Annotated in this window: 18 protein-coding genes and 2 pseudogenes; 13 read left to right on the top strand and 7 right to left on the bottom strand. The window is 63.0% G+C overall.

The annotated features are described in order from the left end of the window. Positions 1–27: 27 nt before the first annotated feature. The 4 genes from AB5Y70_RS14040 to AB5Y70_RS14025 form a co-directional block, all read right to left on the bottom strand. Positions 28–279: a hypothetical protein gene (locus AB5Y70_RS14040; protein ID WP_010673445.1), complete on the bottom strand. Its 252-nt coding sequence runs from the start codon at positions 277–279 to the stop codon at positions 28–30. Positions 280–382: 103 nt separating this feature from the next. Further along, positions 383–928: a DUF882 domain-containing protein gene (locus tag AB5Y70_RS14035; RefSeq protein ID WP_039039271.1), complete on the bottom strand. Its 546-nt coding sequence runs from the start codon at positions 926–928 to the stop codon at positions 383–385. A 148-nt stretch (positions 929–1,076) separates the two neighbouring features. Next, positions 1,077–2,558: a murein L,D-transpeptidase gene (locus AB5Y70_RS14030; protein ID WP_045523555.1), complete on the bottom strand. Its 1,482-nt coding sequence runs from the start codon at positions 2,556–2,558 to the stop codon at positions 1,077–1,079. Between the two features lie 91 nt (positions 2,559–2,649). Then, entirely contained in the window at positions 2,650–3,417 is a 768-nt protein-coding gene (locus AB5Y70_RS14025) for an ABC transporter substrate-binding protein (RefSeq protein ID WP_202006985.1), read from the bottom strand. Between the two features lie 309 nt (positions 3,418–3,726). On the opposite strand from AB5Y70_RS14025, the gene AB5Y70_RS14020 reads away from it, so the two are divergent. The 5 genes from AB5Y70_RS14020 to AB5Y70_RS14000 all read left to right on the top strand — a co-directional run bounded on the left by AB5Y70_RS14020 (position 3,727) and on the right by AB5Y70_RS14000 (position 9,253). Further along, positions 3,727–4,272: a hypothetical protein gene (locus AB5Y70_RS14020; RefSeq protein ID WP_010673441.1), complete on the top strand. Its 546-nt coding sequence runs from the start codon at positions 3,727–3,729 to the stop codon at positions 4,270–4,272. 57 nt (positions 4,273–4,329) lie between these two features. After that, positions 4,330–5,388, top strand: coding sequence for a glycosyltransferase family 2 protein (locus tag AB5Y70_RS14015; RefSeq protein WP_041214702.1), 1,059 nt, complete (start codon positions 4,330–4,332; stop codon positions 5,386–5,388). Further along, the gene (locus AB5Y70_RS14010) at positions 5,385–5,756 is read left to right on the top strand and encodes a GtrA family protein (RefSeq protein WP_010673439.1); all 372 of its coding nucleotides are present in this window, start codon (positions 5,385–5,387) and stop codon (positions 5,754–5,756) included. Before AB5Y70_RS14015 ends, AB5Y70_RS14010 begins: the two co-directional genes overlap by 4 nt. Beyond that, entirely contained in the window at positions 5,756–6,922 is a 1,167-nt protein-coding gene (locus AB5Y70_RS14005; RefSeq protein WP_029313951.1) for a membrane protein, read from the top strand. Before AB5Y70_RS14010 ends, AB5Y70_RS14005 begins: the two co-directional genes overlap by 1 nt. A gap of 207 nt (positions 6,923–7,129) precedes the next feature. Continuing rightward, entirely contained in the window at positions 7,130–9,253 is a 2,124-nt protein-coding gene (locus tag AB5Y70_RS14000; RefSeq protein ID WP_049636286.1) for an alpha-amylase, read from the top strand. Positions 9,254–9,316: 63 nt separating this feature from the next. Here the strand turns inward: AB5Y70_RS14000 and AB5Y70_RS13995 are convergent, their stop codons facing one another. Continuing rightward, the gene (locus tag AB5Y70_RS13995; RefSeq protein WP_049636285.1) at positions 9,317–9,943 is read right to left on the bottom strand and encodes a glutathione S-transferase; all 627 of its coding nucleotides are present in this window, start codon (positions 9,941–9,943) and stop codon (positions 9,317–9,319) included. 158 nt (positions 9,944–10,101) lie between these two features. Between AB5Y70_RS13995 and AB5Y70_RS13990 the strand changes: the two genes are divergently transcribed. From AB5Y70_RS13990 to AB5Y70_RS13970, 5 genes and pseudogenes are all read left to right on the top strand, one after another. Next, complete coding sequence (locus tag AB5Y70_RS13990) at positions 10,102–10,746, top strand: response regulator transcription factor (RefSeq protein WP_041214700.1); 645 nt, start codon at positions 10,102–10,104, stop codon at positions 10,744–10,746. A gap of 30 nt (positions 10,747–10,776) precedes the next feature. Beyond that, positions 10,777–10,857: pseudogene (locus AB5Y70_RS13985) on the top strand (DNA-binding response regulator); the annotation flags it as partial. Positions 10,858–11,121: 264 nt separating this feature from the next. Beyond that, positions 11,122–11,703, top strand: coding sequence for a TetR/AcrR family transcriptional regulator (locus tag AB5Y70_RS13980; RefSeq protein ID WP_048208163.1), 582 nt, complete (start codon positions 11,122–11,124; stop codon positions 11,701–11,703). 72 nt (positions 11,704–11,775) lie between these two features. Next, on the top strand, positions 11,776–12,633 hold the full coding sequence (locus AB5Y70_RS13975; protein WP_048208776.1) for an alpha/beta hydrolase: 858 nt from the start codon (positions 11,776–11,778) through the stop codon (positions 12,631–12,633). Between the two features lie 117 nt (positions 12,634–12,750). Continuing rightward, positions 12,751–13,911 carry a patatin-like phospholipase family protein gene (locus AB5Y70_RS13970; protein WP_049636284.1) on the top strand — a complete coding sequence of 387 codons (1,161 nt, stop codon included), beginning with the start codon at positions 12,751–12,753 and terminating at the stop codon, positions 13,909–13,911. A gap of 27 nt (positions 13,912–13,938) precedes the next feature. On the opposite strand, the pseudogene AB5Y70_RS13965 reads toward AB5Y70_RS13970, so the two are convergent. Then, positions 13,939–15,891: pseudogene (locus tag AB5Y70_RS13965) on the bottom strand (cation:proton antiporter). 187 nt (positions 15,892–16,078) lie between these two features. Between AB5Y70_RS13965 and AB5Y70_RS13960 the strand changes: the two are divergent. Continuing rightward, entirely contained in the window at positions 16,079–17,005 is a 927-nt protein-coding gene (locus AB5Y70_RS13960) for a GGDEF domain-containing protein (RefSeq protein WP_039039444.1), read from the top strand. Positions 17,006–17,047: 42 nt separating this feature from the next. Here AB5Y70_RS13960 and tilS read toward each other — a convergent pair whose 3' ends face one another. After that, on the bottom strand, positions 17,048–18,382 hold the full coding sequence (tilS, locus tag AB5Y70_RS13955) for a tRNA lysidine(34) synthetase TilS (RefSeq protein ID WP_113977723.1): 1,335 nt from the start codon (positions 18,380–18,382) through the stop codon (positions 17,048–17,050). Between the two features lie 129 nt (positions 18,383–18,511). Here tilS and AB5Y70_RS13950 point away from each other — a divergent pair, with 129 nt between their 5' ends. Both AB5Y70_RS13950 and AB5Y70_RS13945 read left to right on the top strand, forming a co-directional pair. Continuing rightward, on the top strand, positions 18,512–20,542 hold the full coding sequence (locus AB5Y70_RS13950; RefSeq protein ID WP_202006987.1) for a M13 family metallopeptidase: 2,031 nt from the start codon (positions 18,512–18,514) through the stop codon (positions 20,540–20,542). Positions 20,543–20,621: 79 nt separating this feature from the next. Next, the gene (locus AB5Y70_RS13945) at positions 20,622–21,059 is read left to right on the top strand and encodes a PliI family lysozyme inhibitor of I-type lysozyme (RefSeq protein ID WP_202006989.1); all 438 of its coding nucleotides are present in this window, start codon (positions 20,622–20,624) and stop codon (positions 21,057–21,059) included. Positions 21,060–21,408: the final 349 nt, after the last annotated feature.

Below are 21,408 nucleotides of genomic sequence, written 5' to 3'. Positions count from 1 at the left end.
GTTGGGCATCGGCAAGAGAGGAAAGGGTCAGTTGATCCCTTCCGAGCTGAAGAAGGTCGCCTTGTCGGCGATGAAACGCACCTTGATGTTCTTGCCTTCCCCTCCCCAGACACAGCTCGTGGTGCCGAGAGCATCGTCGCAACGCTCGGCCTTGCCGAGGATGGCACTCGCTTCGGCATAGCTCATCCCGACTTTCAGCTTGTCGTAGCTCTCGCGGTTGAGCTTGCCGCAACCAGTCAACAACAGGGCGATGAGCCCCCCGATCACAATCTGCTTCATCTTTCTCTCCTCTGGCTGGAGTCCAGAGCCTAGCAGCTTGGTCCCCCTCAATGCCAGCGGCAAAAAGACACAATCGGCACTCAACTCTTGAGACGATCCCGACTCACCAGCTGCGAACGGGACCCGTGTCCAAGTGCACGAAGTTGTCGGAAGGGTAATAACCCACACCGCCCACCTTGAGGTTCAGGGCGGCCTTGCGCAGGTGCGCCAGCTGCACGCCGGGGATGCGCACGTCAACCGCCTGCCCCAGGGTGTGGTAGCTGTGCTTGGCGACGCCGCGACTCTTGCGCCGCTTCTGCTGATTGGTGGCCGGGGAGCGATAGCCCGAGATGAGCTGGATTTCGCCGTGGCGTCCCAACTTGTGTTGTAGCAGAAAGAGCTGATCGAACAGCTTGCGGTCGATGTTGAACACTTCGTTGCGACGGTAGTCACGGAAAATATGGTTGAGCTCCGCCAGCCCGTCGCTCAGATAGTGGCCATCTTCCCAATAACTGGCGCGTACCCGCTCGCCGGTATTGAGGTTGAAGAAACTCAGTTCCCGTCCCGAAGTGCTGCGGCTCGCCAGCGCAGGGAACGACAGCAGGCTGGTCCCCATCAGGCAACCCGCCCCCAGCAGCAGACGGCGTCGGCTTATCTCTTGTCCCAGCATCCGTTGTCCGTCCATCTCATGGTGAAGTCACACAGGTGAATGAATTTGATACAAGGGCCGAAACTACCTGCCAGAAAAAGCGCTGTCAAACCCCATTCACCCATGAAAAAGCCCGGCACGGGCCGGGCTTGTCACTCTGTGGCGAGGATCACAGCAAGCGGCTTTGATAGCTGACTCTGTCGAATCCGTAGATATCGTTGCGCAGTTGCTGACGTCCCTCTTCATCAATCCAGCTGCTCCAGTAGACGGTAAACACCGGGATAGGGTTGCTCAGGGGCAGCCACTTGGTCTGGGTCTCTTTCAGGATGCTGGCCACCTTGTCCGGCTGATAGCGGGAGTCCGCCAGCAGCAACTCTGCCAGATCGTCGGCGTGTTCCACCCGGATGCAACCCGAGCTGAAGGCACGGGCCCCCTGCTCGAACAGCGCCTTGCGCGGGGTGGAGTGGAGATAGATGGCATCGTTGTTGGGCAGATAGAACTTGTAGCGACCCAGGGCATTGTGATCCCCCGGCTTTTGCCGCAACCGGTAAGGGAAACCGGAGGCCAGCGCATGGTGCCAGCCATCTTCGCTGAACTGCACCGGATTGCCCTCGCCGTCGATCACCTCGAACTGTTCGCGATCCAGGTAGGCAGGATCGCGCCCGAGCTTGGGCAGAATGTCCTTGCTCAGGATGGAGCGCGGCACGTGCCAAGCCGGGTTCAGCACGATGGAGCGGATCTCGCTGGCGAGGATGGGGGTGGCCCGCTGCTCCTTGCCGACGATGACCCGACTGGTGAAGACCTCGCTGCCAGACTCCACCACGCTCAGGCGGTAGTCCGGTATGTTGACCAGCACATAGCGACCGGCAAGGTGATCCACCAGATCACGGCGCCACAGGTTGCGTACCAGCAGGCTGGCGCGCACCTCGGGGCCGGTATTGAGCCAGCTGCGGGTCTGACGGCCGATGATGCCGTCGGCCGTCAGGCCGTGGCGGCGCTGGAACTGCTTGATGGCCTGTTCGGTCTCGGGATCGTAGAGGCTGTCCTGGTGAGTCGGGGCACTGTCCCCCAGTTCGTTCAGGATGGAGCGGATCTGGCCGAGCTCGGTCGAGCTCTCCCCGGCCCGCAGGGTCGGCATGGAGAGGGTGGGCCAGTGCTTGGCCATGGGCATGGCCAGCAGCTTGCGCACTTCTTCGCGCACGGCGTCGTATTCCGCCACCTGTGGCCTGAGTTGCCTGACCTGCTCCAGCAGATTGTCTCCCTGGGGGGCATGGGCCAGGGGGCGGTTTAGATCCAGCTTGAGGGTCTGCATCTGTTCGCGCGCGACCAGATCCATCCCTCGCCAGGCCTGCTGGAACCGGGCCAGCTTGCCAAAGGCCTCATCGTAGAGGGCACCGCGCCGATCCGCCGGGGTCTTTTGCAACTGCTGCCAGAGGCGGTAGAAATCCGGATGCAGCTGGGCCAGCACCGCTTCCTGCAACTGCTGTTCAAGCTCATGACGAGCCTGCTCGGCCACCTCGTTCTGATACCAGTCATGCTGAATGCTGGGACTGGCCACTACCGCCTGTTCCGTGCTGGCATGAACCATGCTGGCCGGCCAGCAGCCCAGCCAGATGAGATTCGCCAATGCCAACCAATACTTCTTACCCATGCTTCTTACCACGCTTGCCTCAAATCGGTTCATTTCGGCCTGTCAGGCGCGACGGTCAGGTCCCCATGATGCGTGAATGCTGGCGACTTTGCTAGCGGACGGAGGTGTAACGACGCCAGATGAGTTCCAGCTCACCGCTGTCACCGACGGCCACTATCGCCTCGTTGAACCGCGCTACGAATTCCCCGGACAGGGTCTTCTTGCTCAACATGAAAAAGGTGGGCGTCTCATGGATCGCCATGGTGTGGGGGACGACCGCATCCGACAGCCCCTCTCTCTTCAGACCCCAGGGCGTGGCCAGACTATCCCCGAGAAAACCGTCTATCCGCCCAAGCAGCAGCTTGCGATAGTTTTGCACATCGTTGACCTCGCTCACCTGGTTGCGGTATCGCTGCAGAACCTTGGTGATTTCCGGGCCGTAATAGTAGTCCCTGGTCACACCGAGGCGATGCCCGTGGGCCAGCCAGCTCGCCAGATCCGACTCCTCACCGGTACCGGATTTGCGTACCCAGAGCGATGTCCGGCCCGGGTTGTAGGGGATGGAGAACCAGGCATAACGCGCCCTCTCATCAGCAAAATACGCCTCCATCACGATGTCCAGCCGACCCCGCTCAAGATCGTGCAACCCCCGCTTCCAGGGACGCTCCACATAGACCAGACGACAACCCAGCCGAATCGACACGGCATTGAGGTAGTCGACCGCAAATCCACGCAGTTCCCGACGTGCTCCCTCTTGCTGGTAATAGTGGTATGGGGGCCAGTCATCGAAACCGACGCGAAGGGGGGAGGAGCAGAACGATTGCGCCCACAACGGTTGGAGGGGCAGACAGCAGAACACACACAGAGAGAAGAGTCTCATGGGTCATCCTTGACGACGGGACAGGCCATCTTAATTCTGCCTGGGTGAAATGGCGACAGATCCTGCCACAACAAAGCACAATATCAGCCGTTTGCCTGATGCGCCCCAGGTGGCGGCAGACAGGTTGGCGCCGAAAAAGCCACAATCAAGAAGAGGAAGCAAACGACCCCAAAGCCCCTTGGTAAGCAGGGTGATTGAGGGTTAATATGTGAGCAAATATATTTTTGTGATCCACTATGCTTTTTTTGCAATTGGATTAGCATATGCGCGAAATCTGCCTATCAATCTGTCGGGCGTCGAGTGAGTAATATGACCTACAAAAAGTTCGGTTTTCTGGCTGCCATCCTGGCACTGAGCGGTTTCTACCTTTATACCCTCTATCTGGCCGCTCACCCCAACGTGAGCCTGGCTTACAAGCTCTATTACCTGGAAGGCAAGACCCGTTTCTGGGAGCACAACTCCAGCATGACCTACCAGCCCGGCAACGAACTCAACCTGACCAAGCCGAGCCGCTTCCTCTCAAGCGAAGGCTGGGCCAAGAAGCCCAGCGAGCAAGGCACCGAGCTGAGCGGTCAGGGCGGTCTCTATTTCGTGCTGCCCAAGCAGCAGGCCCAGCCGGAGCAGCTCACCATCCAGGCCAGGATCAACAGCCCTCAGGCTGGCGCCCTGCTCAAGGTGGCGCTGGGTCATGATTTCACCACCACGGTCAAGCTGGCCAAGGCGGGCATCAACGAGATCCGCCTCAGCCTGCCGGGCGACTCCCTGACCGCCGATCCCAAGCGTCCCAACTTCCTGGCGCTCTCCGCCCCGACACCGCTCAACGTCCAGTCCGTGCGACTGACCGTGGCTCAGTGAAGCGGAATGCCCCAAGTATCTGTTCCGTAAAATAATTCTTTTAATAAGGAAGTTCCCATGTCCCGTGCCGATTTTCGACTCTCTCTGGTCGTTCCCGTTTACAACGAGGAAGAGAGCATAGACGCCTTCATCAGCGCGATAGATACCGAACTGGCCCCGCTCAAAGACCAGCTTGAAATCGTGTTCGTCAACGATGGCAGTCGTGACCGCACCCGTGAGGTGGTCGAGCAGGCCATCGCCCGGGATCCCCGTGTGACCCTGGTCAACCTGGCCCGCAACTTCGGCAAGGAAGCGGCCATGACCGCCGGCCTGCACCAGGCCAAGGGCGACGCCATCGTCCCCATGGACGTGGACCTGCAGGATCCCCCCTCTCTCATTCTGGAGTTCGTCAAGCTGTGGCAGACCGGCGACTATGACACCGTCTACGGCATCCGGGTGGATCGCAGCGCCGACACCCCGATGAAACGCCTCACCGCCGGTGGCTTCTACCGCTTCTTCAACGCCCTCTCCACCAGCACCAAGCTGCCGGAGAACGCCGGTGACTTCCGCCTCATCGATCGCAAGGTGGTCGAGGCCATCAAGCAGTTGCCGGAGCGCAACCGCTTCATGAAGGGGCTGTTCGCCTGGGCCGGTTTTCGCGCCGTCGGCGTTCCCTACGAGCGCCCGGCCCGCCATGCCGGCGAAACCAAGTTCAACTACTGGAAGCTGTGGAACTTCGCCCTTGACGGCCTGATGAGCTTCTCCAGCTGGCCGCTGCGGGTGTGGAGCTACATCGGGGTCGGTGTCTCCTTCATCGCCTTCCTCTATATCCTCAAGATCATCACCCAGGTGCTCTTCTTCGGCATCGACGTGCCCGGTTACGCCTCCCTGATGTCGGTCATGCTGTTCCTCGGCGGCATCCAGCTGCTGTCGCTGGGCATCATCGGCGAGTACATCGGCCGCATGTTCGTCGAGGTGAAACAGCGCCCCGTCTACCTCATCGAAGGGGTCTACGGCCAGTACGCCAAGCAGGATGAAGAGCAGAAGCAGGAAGTGCCCACCACCAGCAAGAAGGGCGCTGGCAAGAAGGCCGCCGCGAAAGCCGCTGATGATCAGCAGGAGCAGGCGTCTCAATGATCTCCCGCGAGGAATTCTGGCGGCTGGTTCGCTTCGGTTTTGTCGGCGGGGGGGCCACCCTCGTCGATCTGGGTACCTCCATCGCCCTGTTTCATACCTGGCCGGCCATCTCCGAGCACCTAGTCACGACCTTGGCCTTTGCCGTGGCGTTCTGGTTCTCGTTCTTCGGCCATCGCTACATCACCTTTCAGAAACAAGGTGCCGCCAGCAAGTTCCTGCTGGTTGCCCTCTTCTCTCTGGCGGTGCGTAACCTCATCCTGAGCGGTTTGCTGTTTGCCGGTCTCTCCGGCCTGTTGCCGGTGGTGATCGCCACCCTGACCGTCACCGTGCTCACCTACGTTCTCTCCCGTATCTGGGTTTTTGCCTGATGAATGATATGACCAATACCGCCCCGTCAACCGGGGCTGCACTCCCCTATCGCCCGTCACTGCGCATCAGCGGCCGCGACTGGCTGATGATTGTCGCCGCCTTTGTGCTGAGCCGGGTGGCGCTCTATGGCATGGGCTATTTCGGCGTCCAGCTCTATGGCGCCACCGACATCGGGCCGCTGCAGGCCTACTGCCAGTTCGACTGCGTCTGGTTCCAGCGCATCATCGAGAATGGTTACGACCTCTATCCACGCTGGTTGAGCAAGGGCAATGCGGCGAACTGGGCCTTCATGCCCCTCTATCCCATGCTGGCCGGCGGTCTCTCCAGCCTGTTTGACATGGAGAGCCTCATCGGCCTGATGCTGGTGGCCAACATCGCCTTCTTCATCAGCTTGCCCCTGATGCTGCTGGTGCTGCGCCAGCTCAAGCTGGGGGACGACACCGCCCGCTTCGGGGTCTGGCTGCTGGCCTTCTCCCCCTTCTCCGCCTATTTCGTCTCCGGCTATACCGAGCCCATGTTCATGGCCTTGATGCTGGGAATGTTCCTGTTCGCCTACCGCGAACAGTGGCTCATGGTCGCCTTCCTCGGCATCTTCATCTCCGCCACCCGCAACCTGGGGGTGATGATGGTGTTCCCGGTGCTGATCCTGGCCCTGCAAGCCTACGGCTGGCGCGAGTTCTTCCGCTTCACCGAGCGGGCCTTCAAGGTGGTGTTCACCCTCTGGCTCATTCCCCTCGGCCTCTTCTCCTACATGGTCTATCTCTATCACCTCACCGGGGATGCCCTGGCCTTCAAGCACATCCAGGTGGCCTGGGGCCGCTATATGGACAGCCCCCTGGACTGGTGGCTGAGCGGCTTCGAGCTGGGGGGGCGCAAGGCCTATCTCTCCATCATGGTGATCTTCGGCTGGTGTCTGAATGGCTACCTGTTCAGCCAGAAACGCTGGGCCGAAGCGACCCTGATGTTCATCTGCTGCACCATCCCCCTGATGACCGGGCTCAACGCCATGCCCCGCTACATGTTCGGCCTCTATCCGACCCTGCTGGCCATCGTGCTGCTGGCCCATCGCTGGCCTGCCATCCGCCCCGCGGTGCTCTGCATCAGCGGCATGGTTGCCTCCTTCATCGCGGTGGCCTTCGTCAACTTCAAGTTCTTCACCGTGTGACGCCACCCCGAATGCCTACAAGCCGGTCAACTGACCGGCTTTTTTCATGGCCGCGACACCCGGTTCACACTTTTCCATTCTTGAAAACGTAACCATTTGAACTGACGTCACAAATCGGTATTTTACCGGTCCAAGCCTGCCCCAGCGCACCCTAGAATGAGTGCCTCAACGGACCCTGCTCCTCACACTCTGCTCAAGGAATGGCTTATGCGTCTCTCTTCGCGCCCCGCTCTTCGCCCATCACCCCTGTGGCTGGCCGTGCTCGCCACACCGCTGTTCATCAGTCAGGCGATGGCCGCCCCCGAGGTCTATCTCCATGTGGATGGCAAACCGGTGGCCGAGGCGCTGACGCTGGACAAGGGCACCGTCACTCTGACCCACAGACTGGACAAGGGGAGCCACCAGATCCGCATCAGCGATGCGGGCAACAGCTGCGGCACCAGCTTCGGGCCAACCGAGGCCAAGCCCCTTCCCTTCGGCACCGCCCAGCCCATGGACAAGTGCAGCAAGGGGACAGACTTCAATCTGAGGGTGATGCTGGCGGGGGACTACGAGTTCACCTTCAACCCCGATACCCCCAGCCTCAAGGTGTTGCGGGCAACCAAAAAGAGCGAGTTCAAACGCCAGCCCCCGGAAGAGCCCTGCATCAGCTGGGATGGCGGCCCGGTCACGACATCACTCAAGGGCGTCTGGCCCGACGGCACCCGGTTGCGGGATGCCTACTCGGGACAGGAAGCCGTGGTCAAGGGCGGCAAGATCACCCTGACACCGAGCAAGGAGAGCGGCGGCCTGCTGCTGCTCGAGCCGGTCAAGGCCGCCAAGCCTGCTCCCTTCAGCTGGGATCAGGCGAGCGTCTATTTTCTGCTGACCGACCGCTTCCACAACGGCGATCCTGCCAATGATCACAGCTTCGGTCGTCAGAAGGATGGTCAGGACGAAGTGGCCACCTGGCATGGCGGTGACTTCAAGGGGCTGACCGAGAAGCTCGACTACATCAAGCAACTCGGCATCAACGCCATCTGGATCACCCCCATGGTGGAACAGGTCCACGGCTTCATCGGCGGTGGCGAACAGGGGAACTTCCCCTTCTACGCCTACCACGGCTACTGGGCGCTCGACTTCACCAAAATCGACCCCAACTACGGCGACGAAGAGAGCCTGAAAACCCTGGTGGACGAGGCCCACAAGCGCGGCATGCGGATCATCCTCGACGTGGTGATGAACCACGCAGGCTACGCCACCCTCGCCGACTTGCAGGATCTGGGGCTCACCGATCTCACCCAGAACACCGGCAAGCTGCCGAGTCGCTGGAACGAATGGCGCCCGAGCGGCGGCCTCAACTGGCATGGCTACAACCAGTTCATCGACTACCAGTCATCCCACTGGGACAAGTGGTGGGGCCCTGACTGGGTGCGCGCAGGCCTGCCCGGCTACCCGCAACCCGGCACCGACGACGTCACCGGCTCGGTGGCGGGACTGCCGGACTTCCTGACCGAATCCACCAGATCGGTGGGGCTGCCACCGCTGCTCGCTGCCAAAAAAGACACCAGGGCCAAGGCCCTGCCCAACGCCACCGTGACCGATTACCTCATTGCCTGGCACACCGACTGGGTGCGCCGCTTCGGCATCGACGGCTTCCGTGCCGACACCGTCAAGCACCTGGAGCCCGCGGTCTGGGCCAGGCTCAAGCAGGCGGGCACCGACGCGCTCAAGGAGTGGAAGGCCGCCAACCCGGGCAAGGCCCTCGATGACCTTCCCTTCTACATGGTGGGCGAGGTGTGGGATCACGGGGTCGCCAAGGACTTCTGGTACCAGCACGGCTTCGATTCCCTGATCAACTTCGACTACCAGCGTGAATTCGCCCTGCCCCAGGCCCAGTGCATGGCGGGGGCAGAGCCCACCTATGCGAGCTACGCCAGCCGCATCAACCAGGATCCCGAGTTCAACGTGCTGAGCTACATCAGCTCCCACGACACCAAGCTCTTCTTCGGCGACTATCAGGACGTGGCGCTGCAACGGCGGGTGGCCAACAGCTTCATGCTGCTGCCGGGGGGCATCCAGATCTACTATGGCGACGAGTCCGGCCGGGGACTGGCCAAGGATGGCGGCGTGTTCGATCAGAGCGTGCGCTCGGACATGAACTGGCAGGAGCTGGCGAGTGGCGAGAAGGCGGAGCTGGTCAAGCACTGGCAACGGCTCGGCCAGTTCCGTGCCGCCCACCCTGCCATCGCGGCGGGCAGCCACAAGAAGATTTCCGATGTCCCCTATGGCTTCGTGCGGGAGAAAGGAGAAGACAAAGTGGTCGTGGTCTTCGCGGGTCGGCAGAAATAGCGACCTAGCCTGAATAAAAAGGGGAGCCGATGGCTCCCCTTTTTTGTCTTGCCGACGCCCGCATCAATCAGACTGGCGGGCCGCCTTTGGCCACTGCAACCTCGCCCTGAGCAGGGTTTCCTGCCACAGGGGCCAGGCCAGCAAAGCCTGCTGATAGGCGCCAGCCTGACCGGGCAGCGAAATGCCATAGCTTGCCAGTCGATAGGCCATCACCGCATAGAAGGCATCCAGAATGCTCGCCTCGTCGAAATAGAAGGGCCCCCGCGCCTGGGACCAGAGAGTCTGCAACCGGGCCAGCTCGTCGATGACCTCCACCGGCGGTTCACTCTGGGTGGGCGCCCCCAGGAAGAAGGGCAGCAGGGTGCGGATCTGACGAAAACCGGCGTGCAGCTCGGCGCACAGGCTGCGGGCCAGGGCCCGTTCGGCCTTGTCCACCGGATAAAGGTGGCGCTCCGGGCAACACTCGTGGATATATTCGGCGATGGCCAGAGAGTCGTGAATACGCAGCTCACCGTCGTCGAGCCAGGGCACCAGGCCGGCGGGGGCCGTGCGCTTGAGCCGTTGCAGCTCCTTGGCATCTTCCAGATCGAAGACCTGCTCCTGCCACTTGAGCCCGCTCATGGCAAGCACCAGCGCCGTTCTCATTGCCCAGGTGGAGCCCGTGCCCACCGTCAAAACCAGGGATCCCATCGATTGCCTCCTGCATGGGTTGTTTACTGGCCATCCCGCCGGCCCCGTGGCACGACATCCGATGACCACCTCACATTTGCGTACTGGCGGGTTTGACCCACTTGGGTAGCAGTGCTAGTTTGATTTTTCAAAACAATCAGTTAGCAACAATGTGAGCTATGGACAGCCAATTTACCATCGTCATCGCAGATGACCACCCCCTGTTTCGGGGCGCCCTCTATCAAGCGGTGCACATGGCCATCGACGACGCCAGATTGCTGGAGGCTGACTCCATCGACAGCCTGAGCCACCTGCTCGACGAACATCCCGACGTCGACCTGCTGCTGCTGGATCTCAAGATGCCGGGGGCCAACGGCTTCGAGGGGCTGGCCTATCTGCGCGGACATCACCCGGATCTCCCCATCGTCGTGGTCTCGGCCTCCGAGGATCCCGCCATCATCCAGCAGGTGCTGCGCCTGGGCGCGCTCGGCTTCATTCCCAAGTCCGTCCCCATGAAAGAGCTGGTCAGCGCCCTCAATACGGTGATCGGGGGGGACAACTGGGTGCCGGAAGGCATCTCCCTCCATCCCGAGCCCGGCGAAGGGCCCGATTTCGCCACCAAGCTGGCCAGCCTCACCCCCCAGCAATACAAGGTGCTCATCATGTTGCGGGATGGCAGCCTCAACAAACAGATCGCCTGGGAGCTCAACGTCTCCGAGGCGACCATCAAGGCCCATATCACCGCGATTTTCCGCAAACTCGGGGTCAAGAACCGCACCCAGGCGGTCATCGCCCTCCAGCAGATGGATATCAAGGACAGTTGAGCCCCTTGCCACCATCAGAGCCCATATCACTCCGCCTTCCGCAAACTCGGGGTCAAGCACCGCACCCAGGCGGTCATCGCCCTCCAGCAGATGGATATCAAGGACAGTTGAGCACCTTGTCACCATCAGAGCCCATATCACTCCGCCTTCCGCAAACTTGGGGTCAAGCACCGCACCCAGGCAGTCATCGCCCTGCAGCAAATGGGCATCAAGGACGACTGAGCTCGTCCCCGGCTGGCTTGTATCGAGCCAGCCCCCCTCCAACAGACTCTCTGGCACCCCGCGGCAGCCGGAAACGGCCTCCCTGCACCATTTGCGGCTCGACAATTAGCACGGTCGTACTTTATGCTGCCAGCCCAGAGAGAGGAGAGCCGGATGAGCAAGGGACGTCTGACCCGCGACACCATTTTGCAGACTGCATTCGAGCAGGCGAGCCAGCAGGGGCTGGAGAGCCTCACCATAGGCTCCCTCGCAACGGCCTGCGAGATGTCAAAAAGCGGTCTATTCGCCCACTTCCAGTCCCGCGACAACCTCCAAATCGCCGTGCTCACCTATTCCGCCGAGGTATTTCGTGAGCGGGTGATCCAGCCGGTGCGCCAACAGGGGCACGCCACCCAGCAGGAGAAACTGCTCGCCCTGTTGCAGGCCTGGCTGGCCTGGAACCAGAGTTTTGCCGGCCGCTGCATGTTCCTCGATGCCTGGACCTCCGCCCAGGAGGGTGAGGTCCAGCAGGCGGCACGCGAGCTGGTCCGTTTCTGGCTCGACTACCTGGCACGCCAGGTAGTGCAGGGGCAGACCAGAGGGGAGTGGCGCAGCGATCTCGATCCCTGGCGCGCCGTCTATCGTCTCTATGGCCTCTATCTCGGGGATCAGGTGTTCCATGCCCTGGGGCTCAGCGAGGATCCGGCCCGCCACTTCTGGCCCGAGGTGGAACAATTGCTGGCCAGCTGGCGCTGACCCGACGGGCTCTTCTTTTTAAAAACCCGCAAAAAAGCACGACCGTTCGCACACAAAAGACACAGGATGACCATGAGCAGCAAGATCTATTTCAACACACGCCGCTTCAGCCCGAGCAAGTTGCTGCTGGGCCTCGGCACCCGCCTGCATCACGTGCTCGCGCCCACCCACGCCAAGCGCACCGCCAGCAAGCTGCTGCTCACCCCGCAGCGGGCGACCCGGGACGTCGCAGCCCCGGCCGGCCTGGTCGAGCAGGCCATCCACACCAGTGAAGGGACCCTGATGAGCTACCGGCTCGGGCAGGGGCCGGTCTGGCTGCTGATGCACGGCTGGTCAGGCAGTGCCAGCCAGTTCTATCCGCTGATGAGCCATATCGCCGCCCAGGGCTATACGGCCCTCGCCTACGATCACCCCGCCCACGGCCGGAGTGAAGGGAACAGGGGCCACCTGCCCCGCTTCGTGCGCGCTTTCGACGAGATCCTCGAGCGGGTCGGCCCCGTCCAGGGCGTCGTCACCCACAGCATGGGGGGCGCCGTCACCCTCAGCAGCCGTCACCCTGCCATGGATGCGTTGCCGCTGCTGCTCATCTCCCCGGTGCTCGACTACGTGCCCCAGCTCTACGGCATGGTGGCGCGCTCCGGCTACTCCATCCGGCTGTTCGATGCGGTGGTCAAGGAGATAGAACACGAATACCAGCACCCGCTCAGCACGGTTGACCCCCTTGGCCGGCTAGCCCGGCGCAGCGGCGCCGCCCTCATCGTTCACGATGAGGAAGACCGCTTCGCCCCCCACCGGGACTCCCTGCGCGCGGCCCAGGATGGCCGCACCCGGCTGGTGAGCACCCGGGGGCTCGGCCATGGCCGTATTCTGGCAAGCCCTCCAGCCTTCGCCGCCTTCGATCAACTGAGCCAGACGCCCTTGGCAAACTGAAAAGGAAACGGGCCGCAAAAATTGAGCGTGCGGCCCATTTTTATCCGGTATACAACGTCTTATAGTTGAATTGCGCGGTGGCAACCCGCCCTGGCGATCACGATAAGGCGCACCCTCATGGCCAGACCCAATACTGCTCTTCTGCTGACCGGTGGTGGTGCCCGCGCCGCCTATCAGGTCGGCGTACTCAAGGCGGTGGCCGAACTCTACCCCCGCAACATCGGCATCCCCTTCCCCATTTTGTGCGGCACCTCGGCGGGGGCTCTCAACATCACGGCGCTGGCGTGCTACGCCTCCTGTTTCCATCTGGGGGTGCGCAAGCTGGAGTGGGTCTGGCGACGTTTCGAGACCCACCACATCTTCGACTTCCACCCTTGCCAACTGCTGTGGCGCACCCTCTATCAGGGCTCGGCCGGCCTCATCACCCCCCAGAGCAACCGCGCCTTTCACCTGTTTGACAACGCCCCCCTGCGCCGTCTGCTGGATCAGCTCATCGACTATCACCGCATCGATGACAACATCCTCTACGGCAGCCTGGAGGCCATCTCCATCACGGCCTCCGACTACGATGACGGCCTCTCCACTACCTTCTTCCAGGGGCGGGCCGAACATCAGCCCTGGGAGCGCGCCAGACGACGTGGCCTGCGTACCCTGCTCACCTCGGATCATCTGCTGGCTTCGTCGGCGCTGCCCTTTGTCTTTCCCGCCACCCCCATCGGCGATCGCGTCTACGGGGATGGCTCCATCCACCAGCTGAGCCCGCTCAGCCCCGCCATCCACCTGGGGGCGGAGCGGATCCTGCTGGTGACCCTGGACTCCCCTCACAGGGAGAACCCGACTCCCCGCCAGGGGCACCTGACCAGCTCCAACATCGCGAGCCATCTGCTCAACACCGTCTTCTCCGACACCCTTAATTCGGATCTGGAGCGGCTCGGGCGCATCAACCAGACCCTTTCCCTCATTCCGGCACGGGAGCGCAGTCGACTGAAACTGCGCCAGGTGGAGACCTGCGTGATCCGCCCCAGCCAGGATCTCGACCTCATCGCCCTCGAATACCTCCCACGGTTGCCGACCCAACTGCGCCGTCTGCTGCGAGTGCTTGGGGTCAACGGCGAAGAGAGCAGCAGCCTGGCCAGCTTCCTGATGTTTGACCCCGGCTATTGCCAGCGGCTCATCAAGCTGGGATACCAGGACGCGCTGGATCACCGCCAGCGCATCGAGGCCTTCCTCGACCTGCCGGGCAGCGGGAGGCAGGAGCAATTTCGCGAAGAGGCCTGAGGGGCCTTATCTCATGGGAAGGAGATCCTAGCGTCCCTCCAGCAGGCGCTGCTCGGCCTGTTCCATGGCCACGGCCGTGCCGAAGAGCACCAGGGTATCTCCCGCCGCCAGCACCAGCTCGCGCCAGGGATCCAGGCTGCGCTCCCCGCGATGAATCGCCTTGATGCGCACCTCTCCCAGGGCGAGATCCCGTACCCTGTGTCCCACCGCCCAGGCCTGGTCGTGCAGCAGCACGGGATGCAGCCGCTCGAGCAGTTGATCCGTCTCCAGATTGCCCGCACTCTTGCCGCCCCAGTAGAAACCGTGCAAAAAGCGATACTGGCTGCTGCGCTCGTGCTCCATGCGCCGGATCACCCGGCCGATGGGAATGTCGCAGTTGAGCAGCAGGTGGGAGACCAGCATCAGGGCTCCCTCCTGGGATTCGGGGATCACCTCGAAGGCGCCGGCCTGCTTGTAGTGTTCAAGGAAGCTGTCATCCCGGGTGCGTACCAGCACCTTGATCTCCCCCGCCAGCTCCCGGATCAGCGTCAGCATGGCATCGACCCGCTTGCGATCGTCGAAGGTGATGATCACCAGCCGCGCCCGCAGCAGACCGGCCGCCAGCAGGATGTCGCGCCGACTGGCATCGCCGAACGCCACCTGTTCCCCCGCGAGCTTCGCCTCACTCACCCGCTCGGGATCGAGATCCAGGGCCAGGAAGGGGATCTCTTCGAGCTTGAGAAAGCGGGCACAGGTTTGGCAGGTGCGTCCGAACCCGGCGATGATGACGTGCTGGTGTTTGCTCAGGCCCGACTGGGCCACCTCGGCGCGAGAGAGCAGGGCACTGTCGGTGAGGGAGTGGGCAAGTCCCAGCGCCCGCAACACCAGCCAGGGGGTGAGGGCGATGGAGATGACACCGATGCCGATGAGCAGAGAGACCAGCTGGTGATCCAGCAAGCCGTGATGACTCGCCAGCGCCAGCAGCACAAAACCGAACTCCCCGACCTGGCTCAACATGATGCCAGCGGCCATGGCGTCGCGCTTGCGCTCCCCCATCAGGTGGCCCGCCAGCAATATCAGCAGCGACTTGCACAGGATGAGCCCCGTCACACAGGCCAGCACCTACCACCAGGCGTCCGCCACCAGCGCCCAGTCCATGGTCATGCCGATGGTAATGAAGAAGAGCCCCATCAACACGTCGCGAAACGGCTTGATGTCCACTTCGAGCTGATGACGATAGTGGGACTCCCCCAGCATCATGCCCGCCAGGAAGGCACCGAGCGCCATGGAGAGCCCCATCCACTGGGTCAGGTAGGCCGCCAGCAATGCCACCAGCAGGGCACTCAGTACGAAGAGTTCGTCTGAACGTGCGCGCGCCACCTCGAAAAACAGCATGGGCAGCAGCCACTTCCCCACTGCCAGCAGCACGGAGAGCGCAAACAACCCCTTGAGGGAGGCCCAGGCGACCTCCGCCAGCAGGGCGCTGCCCTGCACCTCAGGCTGGGCCAGGATGGGGATCATCACCAGCAGGGGCACCACGGCGAGATCCTGGAACAGCAGCACGCTCACCCCGAGCTGGGCTCGCCGGGTATGGAGCTGCTTGAGCTCGCCGAGCTGCTTGATCACCACGGCGGTGGAGGAGAGCGCCAGGGTGCCTGATACCACCAGCGCCTGGGCCAGGCTCAGCCCCCACCACCAGCCGAGCCCGAAAAACAGCAGTGAGGTGAACAGCACCTGCAGGCTGCCGACCCCCAACACCAGCTTGCGCATGGCGAGCAGACGCGGCAGGGAGAACTCGAGCCCGAGGGAGAACATCAGGAACACGATGCCAAGCTCTCCTATGGTCTGCATCATGGCCTGACCCGTGACGATGGCCACGCCGTGGGGGCCGAGCAGCATGCCGGCAAACAGATAGGCAAGGATCACCGGCTGGCCGAGGCGCCGGAAAATGGCCACCAGCACAACGGCGAAGATCAGCAGGATCAACACATCGGCGTACACCCATCCCTCTCCTTCATCTGCCCGGCACCCTCTTCCCTGCAAGCACAGCACCCGCTCCCCATATGGCACGGCACTCGCTCAGCGGCAGGAATTTCCCCTCCCGTTTCATCCCGTTAAGCCTAGCCAGCCCCCTTGTTTTTCATCGGACATATTTTAGGCACAGGGCTTGCAGGAGCCTGCGCAATGAATGGAGAGGTGTAAGGGCTGTAACGTGGAAAACACATCGTCATTGAACGGCTTCGGACATGGCATAGAGCAGTGGGTACAGCAGATGGAGCGGCTTGCGCCCTTGACCGGGCAGGACCGCTATCAGCAGATAGAGCAGTTGCTGGGGCAACGGGATCTTGACGCCCTGCTGGCAATCTTTGCCGAGCGGGTGGCAAACATTGTCCGGATCCACTCGCTCCAGTTCGACTGTGGCCAGCCCCATCCCCTCATCTCGCACCCGCCCCAGGCCAGGCTGACCCTGCATGCCTATCGCTTCGAGCTGCGGGGACGACACGAGCAGTTGCTCGGCCAGTTGCACTACGAGCTGGAGCACCCTCTGAGCGACGGCCAGAGGCGGTTGCTTGAGCAATATCATCAGCTGTTCAGTCTCCCCCTGCCCCTCTATCTGCGGCTGGATCGGCTGGAACAGCAGGTGCGGCTCGACCACCTGACCGGGCTTGGCAATCGCGCCTACTTCGACGAGGCCATCGGCCGGGCGGTGGAGCAACACAGCCGGGAACCCCACGGCCTGGTGCTGGTGCTGCTGGATCTCGACAGATTCAAGCAGGTCAATGACACCTGGGGCCACCCGGTGGGCGACCTGGTGCTAAGCCGCTTCGCCCAGTTGCTGCAGGGGTGCATTCGCGGGACGGATCAGGCGTTTCGCCTCGGCGGGGACGAGTTTGCCCTGCTGCTGCAACCCGCGGACCCCGAGGCCTGGCGCCCGGTCTGGCTGCGGTTGCAACATGTGCTCCACAGCCACAAGGAGCTCAGCGCCTTCTCGGTGGGGTGCAGCCTGGGAGCCGCCAGCTGGCAGTCGGGCATGGATGTGCAGCGCCTCTACGAGACGGCCGATACTCATCTTTACGCCCGCAAGAAAGCCGGGGGCTCCGGCCTGCCCGAATAGGGCATCACCCTTCCCCTCCCGGCCCCCTGTCACTCTGCGATGTCAATCTGCATCCGGGGTGACGGGGGGCCGCCACTCCCACGCCACCCCCTCTTCTGGCGCCAGAAATCCGTCGCAGACAAAGAGCCCGGCCACCAGTGCCACCTGTTCACCGTAGTAGAGGATGGGAATGCGCCCCCGCTGCCAGGAGGGCACCCCGTACTCTTGCAGCAGCTTCTTGAGCCGCCGGCTGCCCACCCGCCCCACCGGTTTCAGCATGACGCCAGGGGCGACCTGAAAACGCACCGAGAGCGGCTCGTCCCCCCTCGGTGTCCGCAACCCTTCGCCATCCGTTCTCCAGAGCCTGAACTGCCCGAGCCCGTCCGGCAGGGTGAGCGTCTCTTCCATCCGGATGGGCAGCACCTCCTCGCGGGGGGCGAGATCCGGCGCCACCAGGTAGAGGCGCCCCTGATAGCGGCGACACGCCAACCCTTGCAGGCTCAGCCTGGGGTTGGCGTCATCGCGCGCCAGCGCCACCTCCTGCCACAGCAGGCCCAGCAGCTCGCGGGAGGGCATCTCTCCCCCCTGACGGCGGATCCAGTGGCGCAGCAGGTTGTTGCGCCGCACGGGGGAGAGGGAGAGGAGTCCGTCAATGCGCAGCCCTTCTCCCTCACCCACCGCCTGCCAGTCCGCCTCGGCCAGCTCGCTGATGAGCGCCTCCTGCTCGGCGCACAGGGCCATGGTGCGCGCCGTCGTCCGGGCCATGGCGGGCCAGCGGTCCTTGAGCAGGGGGATGATCTGCTGGCGCAGGAAGTTGCGGTCATAGCTCGGGTCCTCGTTGCTCTCATCCTCAACCCAGCCATAAGGAAGTGACTGCGCGGCTTCCGCCAGCTCGGCCCGGCTCATGTCGAGCAAGGGGCGCAACAGATGGCCTGCGGCAAAAGGCTGGCTCGCCACCATGCCCGCCAGCCCGCGCAGACCGGCACCCCGCTTGAGCGCCAGCAGCAGGGTCTCCAGCTGATCGTCCTGATGGTGAGCGGTGAGCAGCCACTCCCCTTCCCCCAGGTGGGCGGCGAGTCGCTCATAACGCGCCGCCCGCGCCTGGGCCTCCATGCTCTCCCCGTTGCCTCGACAGAGCTGCACCCGCTCCACGATGAGGGGCACCGCCAGTTGCCGGCACACCCCTTCGCAGTGAGCCACCCAGTCGTCGGCATGTGGGCTCAGGCCGTGATGAACGTGCAGGGCGTTCAGGGCGAGGCCGTGGGCGCGGGCAAAACGGGCCGCCAGCACCAGCAAGACGGTGGAGTCGAGCCCGCCGCTGAAAGCCACCAGCAGACCGCGGGAACCTTCCGGCGCGGGCAGGGTCTGACAAAAACGAGAATAAATACGAGAAATCATAGGCTTCCCCAATACGACCAGGCCGATCTTAGCAGAGTCGGGCTTATCAAGCGCTAACCCGGCTGCTAGAGTGAATCGCTCCCTGCGTGGGCAAGGAAGCCATATAACCCGAATTGGAATAAAACCATAATGAACAACAAGAAACACATCCTGGCCACCCTCGTCGGGCTGGCCCTGCTGGCCGGTTGCAGTCAGGCACCGAACCAACCGGACAAACACTCCGGCCTTGCGCTGGCCAACATGGACACCAGCGTCAAGCCTGGTGACGACTTCTTCCGCTACGTGAACGGCCACTGGCTCGCCACTGCCAAGATCCCCGATGACAGGCCCGCCGACGGCGCCTTCTACCTGCTACGGGACAAATCCCTGGCGGACGTGCGGGTGCTGGTGGAGGGGCTGGATGGCAAGGCCGCCGCCGGCACCCCTGCCCAGCAGATCCACGACCTCTACCAGAGCTATCTGGATCAGGCCGCCCGCAACGCCAAGGGCACCACGCCCCTGCTGCCGATGCTGAGCGAGATAGAGCAGATCAGCACGCCGCAGGATCTCGCCCGCGCCTTCGCCCAGAGCGCCCGCACCGGTGGCGGCTCCCCCTTCGGTTTCTGGATAGACGCCGACGCCAAGGCCCCTGACAGCTATGCCGTCTACCTCTACCAGGCCGGCCTCGGCCTGCCGGATCGGGACTACTACCTCAAGCGCGACCCCAACAGCCAGGCGCTGCTGCACAAGTACGAGCAACACATCGCCGCCATGCTGACCCGCTTCGGTGAGACGGATGCCCAGGCCAAGGCGAAACGCATCCTGGCCCTCGAGACCAGGCTCGCCCAGATCCAGTGGGACAACGTGGCCCTGCGGGACAGAGAGAAGAACTACAACAAGGGACCGGTGAGCGAGCTGGGGCGCCTCGCCCCCGCCATCGACTGGGACGCCTACCTGGCCCAGGCCGGCCTTGCGGAGCAGCAGAGCCTGGTCATCGGCCAGCCCACCTATCTCTCGGCCCTGAACGAGGTGATGCAGCAGACCCCGGTCGCTGACTGGCAGGCCTACCTCAAGTGGCAGCTCATCACCGATTACGCCCCCTACCTCGACAGCCAGACCGATGCCCAGAATTTTGCCTTCTTCGGCACCGCCCTGAGCGGCACGCCCAAGCAGCGCGCCCCCTGGGAGCGGGCCCTCGGGGTACTGGACAACAACCTGGGGGAGGCGGTGGGCAAGCTCTATGTCGAGCGCTACTTCCCGCCAGCGGCCAAGGCCCGTATGGAGCAGCTGGTGGAGAACCTGCGCACCGCCTACGGCCAGAGCATCCAGGAGCTGGACTGGATGTCCCCGGCCACCAAGACCCAGGCCCTCGAGAAGCTCGCCAAGTTCAGACCCAAGATAGGCTACCCGGACAAGTGGAAGGACTACAGCGCCATCACCATTCGCCCCGACGATCTGGTGGGCAACCTGCAGCGGGCCCGCGCCTTCGAATACGCCGACAACCTGGCGCGCCTCGGCAAGCCGGTCGATCGGGACGAGTGGCACATGTCGCCCCAGACGGTGAACGCCTACTACAACCCGAGCAACAACGAGATCGTCTTCCCGGCCGCCATTTTGCAGCCCCCCTTCTTCGACATGACGGCGGACGATGCGGTCAACTACGGCGCCATCGGCGGGGTGATCGGCCACGAGATGGGCCACGGTTTTGATGATCAGGGGGCCAAATCCGACGGTGACGGCGTGATGCGCGACTGGTGGACGCCGGCGGATCTCAAGGAGTTTCGCTTTCGCACCAGCCGGCTGGTGGCCCAGTACAACCGCTTCGAGCCCATCAAGGGCCAGTACGTCAACGGCCAGTTTACCCTGGGGGAGAACATCGGCGATCTCGGCGGCCTCACCATCGCCCACAAGGCCTACCTGCTCTCCCTGGATGGCAAGGAGGCCCCGGTGCTGGACGGTTTTACCGGCGAGCAGCGCTTCTTCCTCGGCTGGGCCCAGGTGTGGAAGGGCATGTATCGCCCCGAGCTGATGCAGATGCTGCTCGCCTCGGATCCCCACTCGCCGCCGGAATACCGGGTCAACGGCGTGGTACCGAACATCCCCGCCTTCTACGAGGCGTTCAAGATCCAGCCCGGCGACAAGCTCTATCTGGACCCGGCCAAACGGGTCAAGATATGGTGATGACAACCCGGGCAGGGGGCGGCCGACCAGCGGCCCCCTGCCCGTCACAGACACACAAGCAGCAACAAGGGTCCTCTTCATGAAAGCCTTATTCCTTACTCTCGGCCTGCTCACCCTGCCCCTCGCCAGCCAGGCGGCGGACGGCTTCTTCAAACAGCTGACACTCCCCTCCGGCCAGGTGGTGACCGTCAGCGAAGGGCGCGGCGAGCCCGCCTCCACCGGCAGCTACGACGTGCGCCTCTACTCCGGTGCCAACCCGCAGTTTCCGCTGGATCAGTTCATCGACGGCAAGGTGCTGTCGCGCGATGGCAGTATCAAGGAGATCAAGCTGCTGGATCTCAACGGCGACAAGCAGCCTGAAGTCATCGTCGTGGTGGAGAGCGTCGGCAGCGGCAGCTACCTGAGCGCCGACGCCCTCACCATCAATCCCCAGGAGGGGCTGGAGAGCTTCAACCACGTTGAGGGACTGGCCCCCAGTGACGATGTGATTGAGGCCCTCAAGACCCCCCGCGACTGACAACCCCCACGCCCCGTATCACGGGGCGTTTTTTACCCCGCGCCTCCCGATGCGGTGCCCACGGCCCCCCACAGGGCGGATGGACGACTGTTTTTTTCTGTGCCTATAATCGCCGCACCCTGCCATAACGAAACACAAGGAGGTAAAAAATGGTTATCCAAGCGTGTCCGATGTTCTCGGCTCGCCTGTTCGGCACATTCAAGTGCTCTTGCCTGCATACCATCGCGCTGCGATAGCGGGTTCGAGCAAAGCCGACTCCCTTCCATACCGAGACCTTTCTCGACTCTGCCGTTGTCGCCAGCGCTCCTGATGACAGGGATTTCCCATCCCGCGATTTAAGAGAGCAAGA

This window comes from Aeromonas sp. s1(2024), assembly GCF_040908005.1.
Classification (GTDB): domain Bacteria; phylum Pseudomonadota; class Gammaproteobacteria; order Enterobacterales; family Aeromonadaceae; genus Aeromonas; species Aeromonas caviae.
The sequence above is the reverse complement of the archived record's forward strand: the minus strand, read 5'-3'. Positions and strand labels throughout refer to the sequence as shown.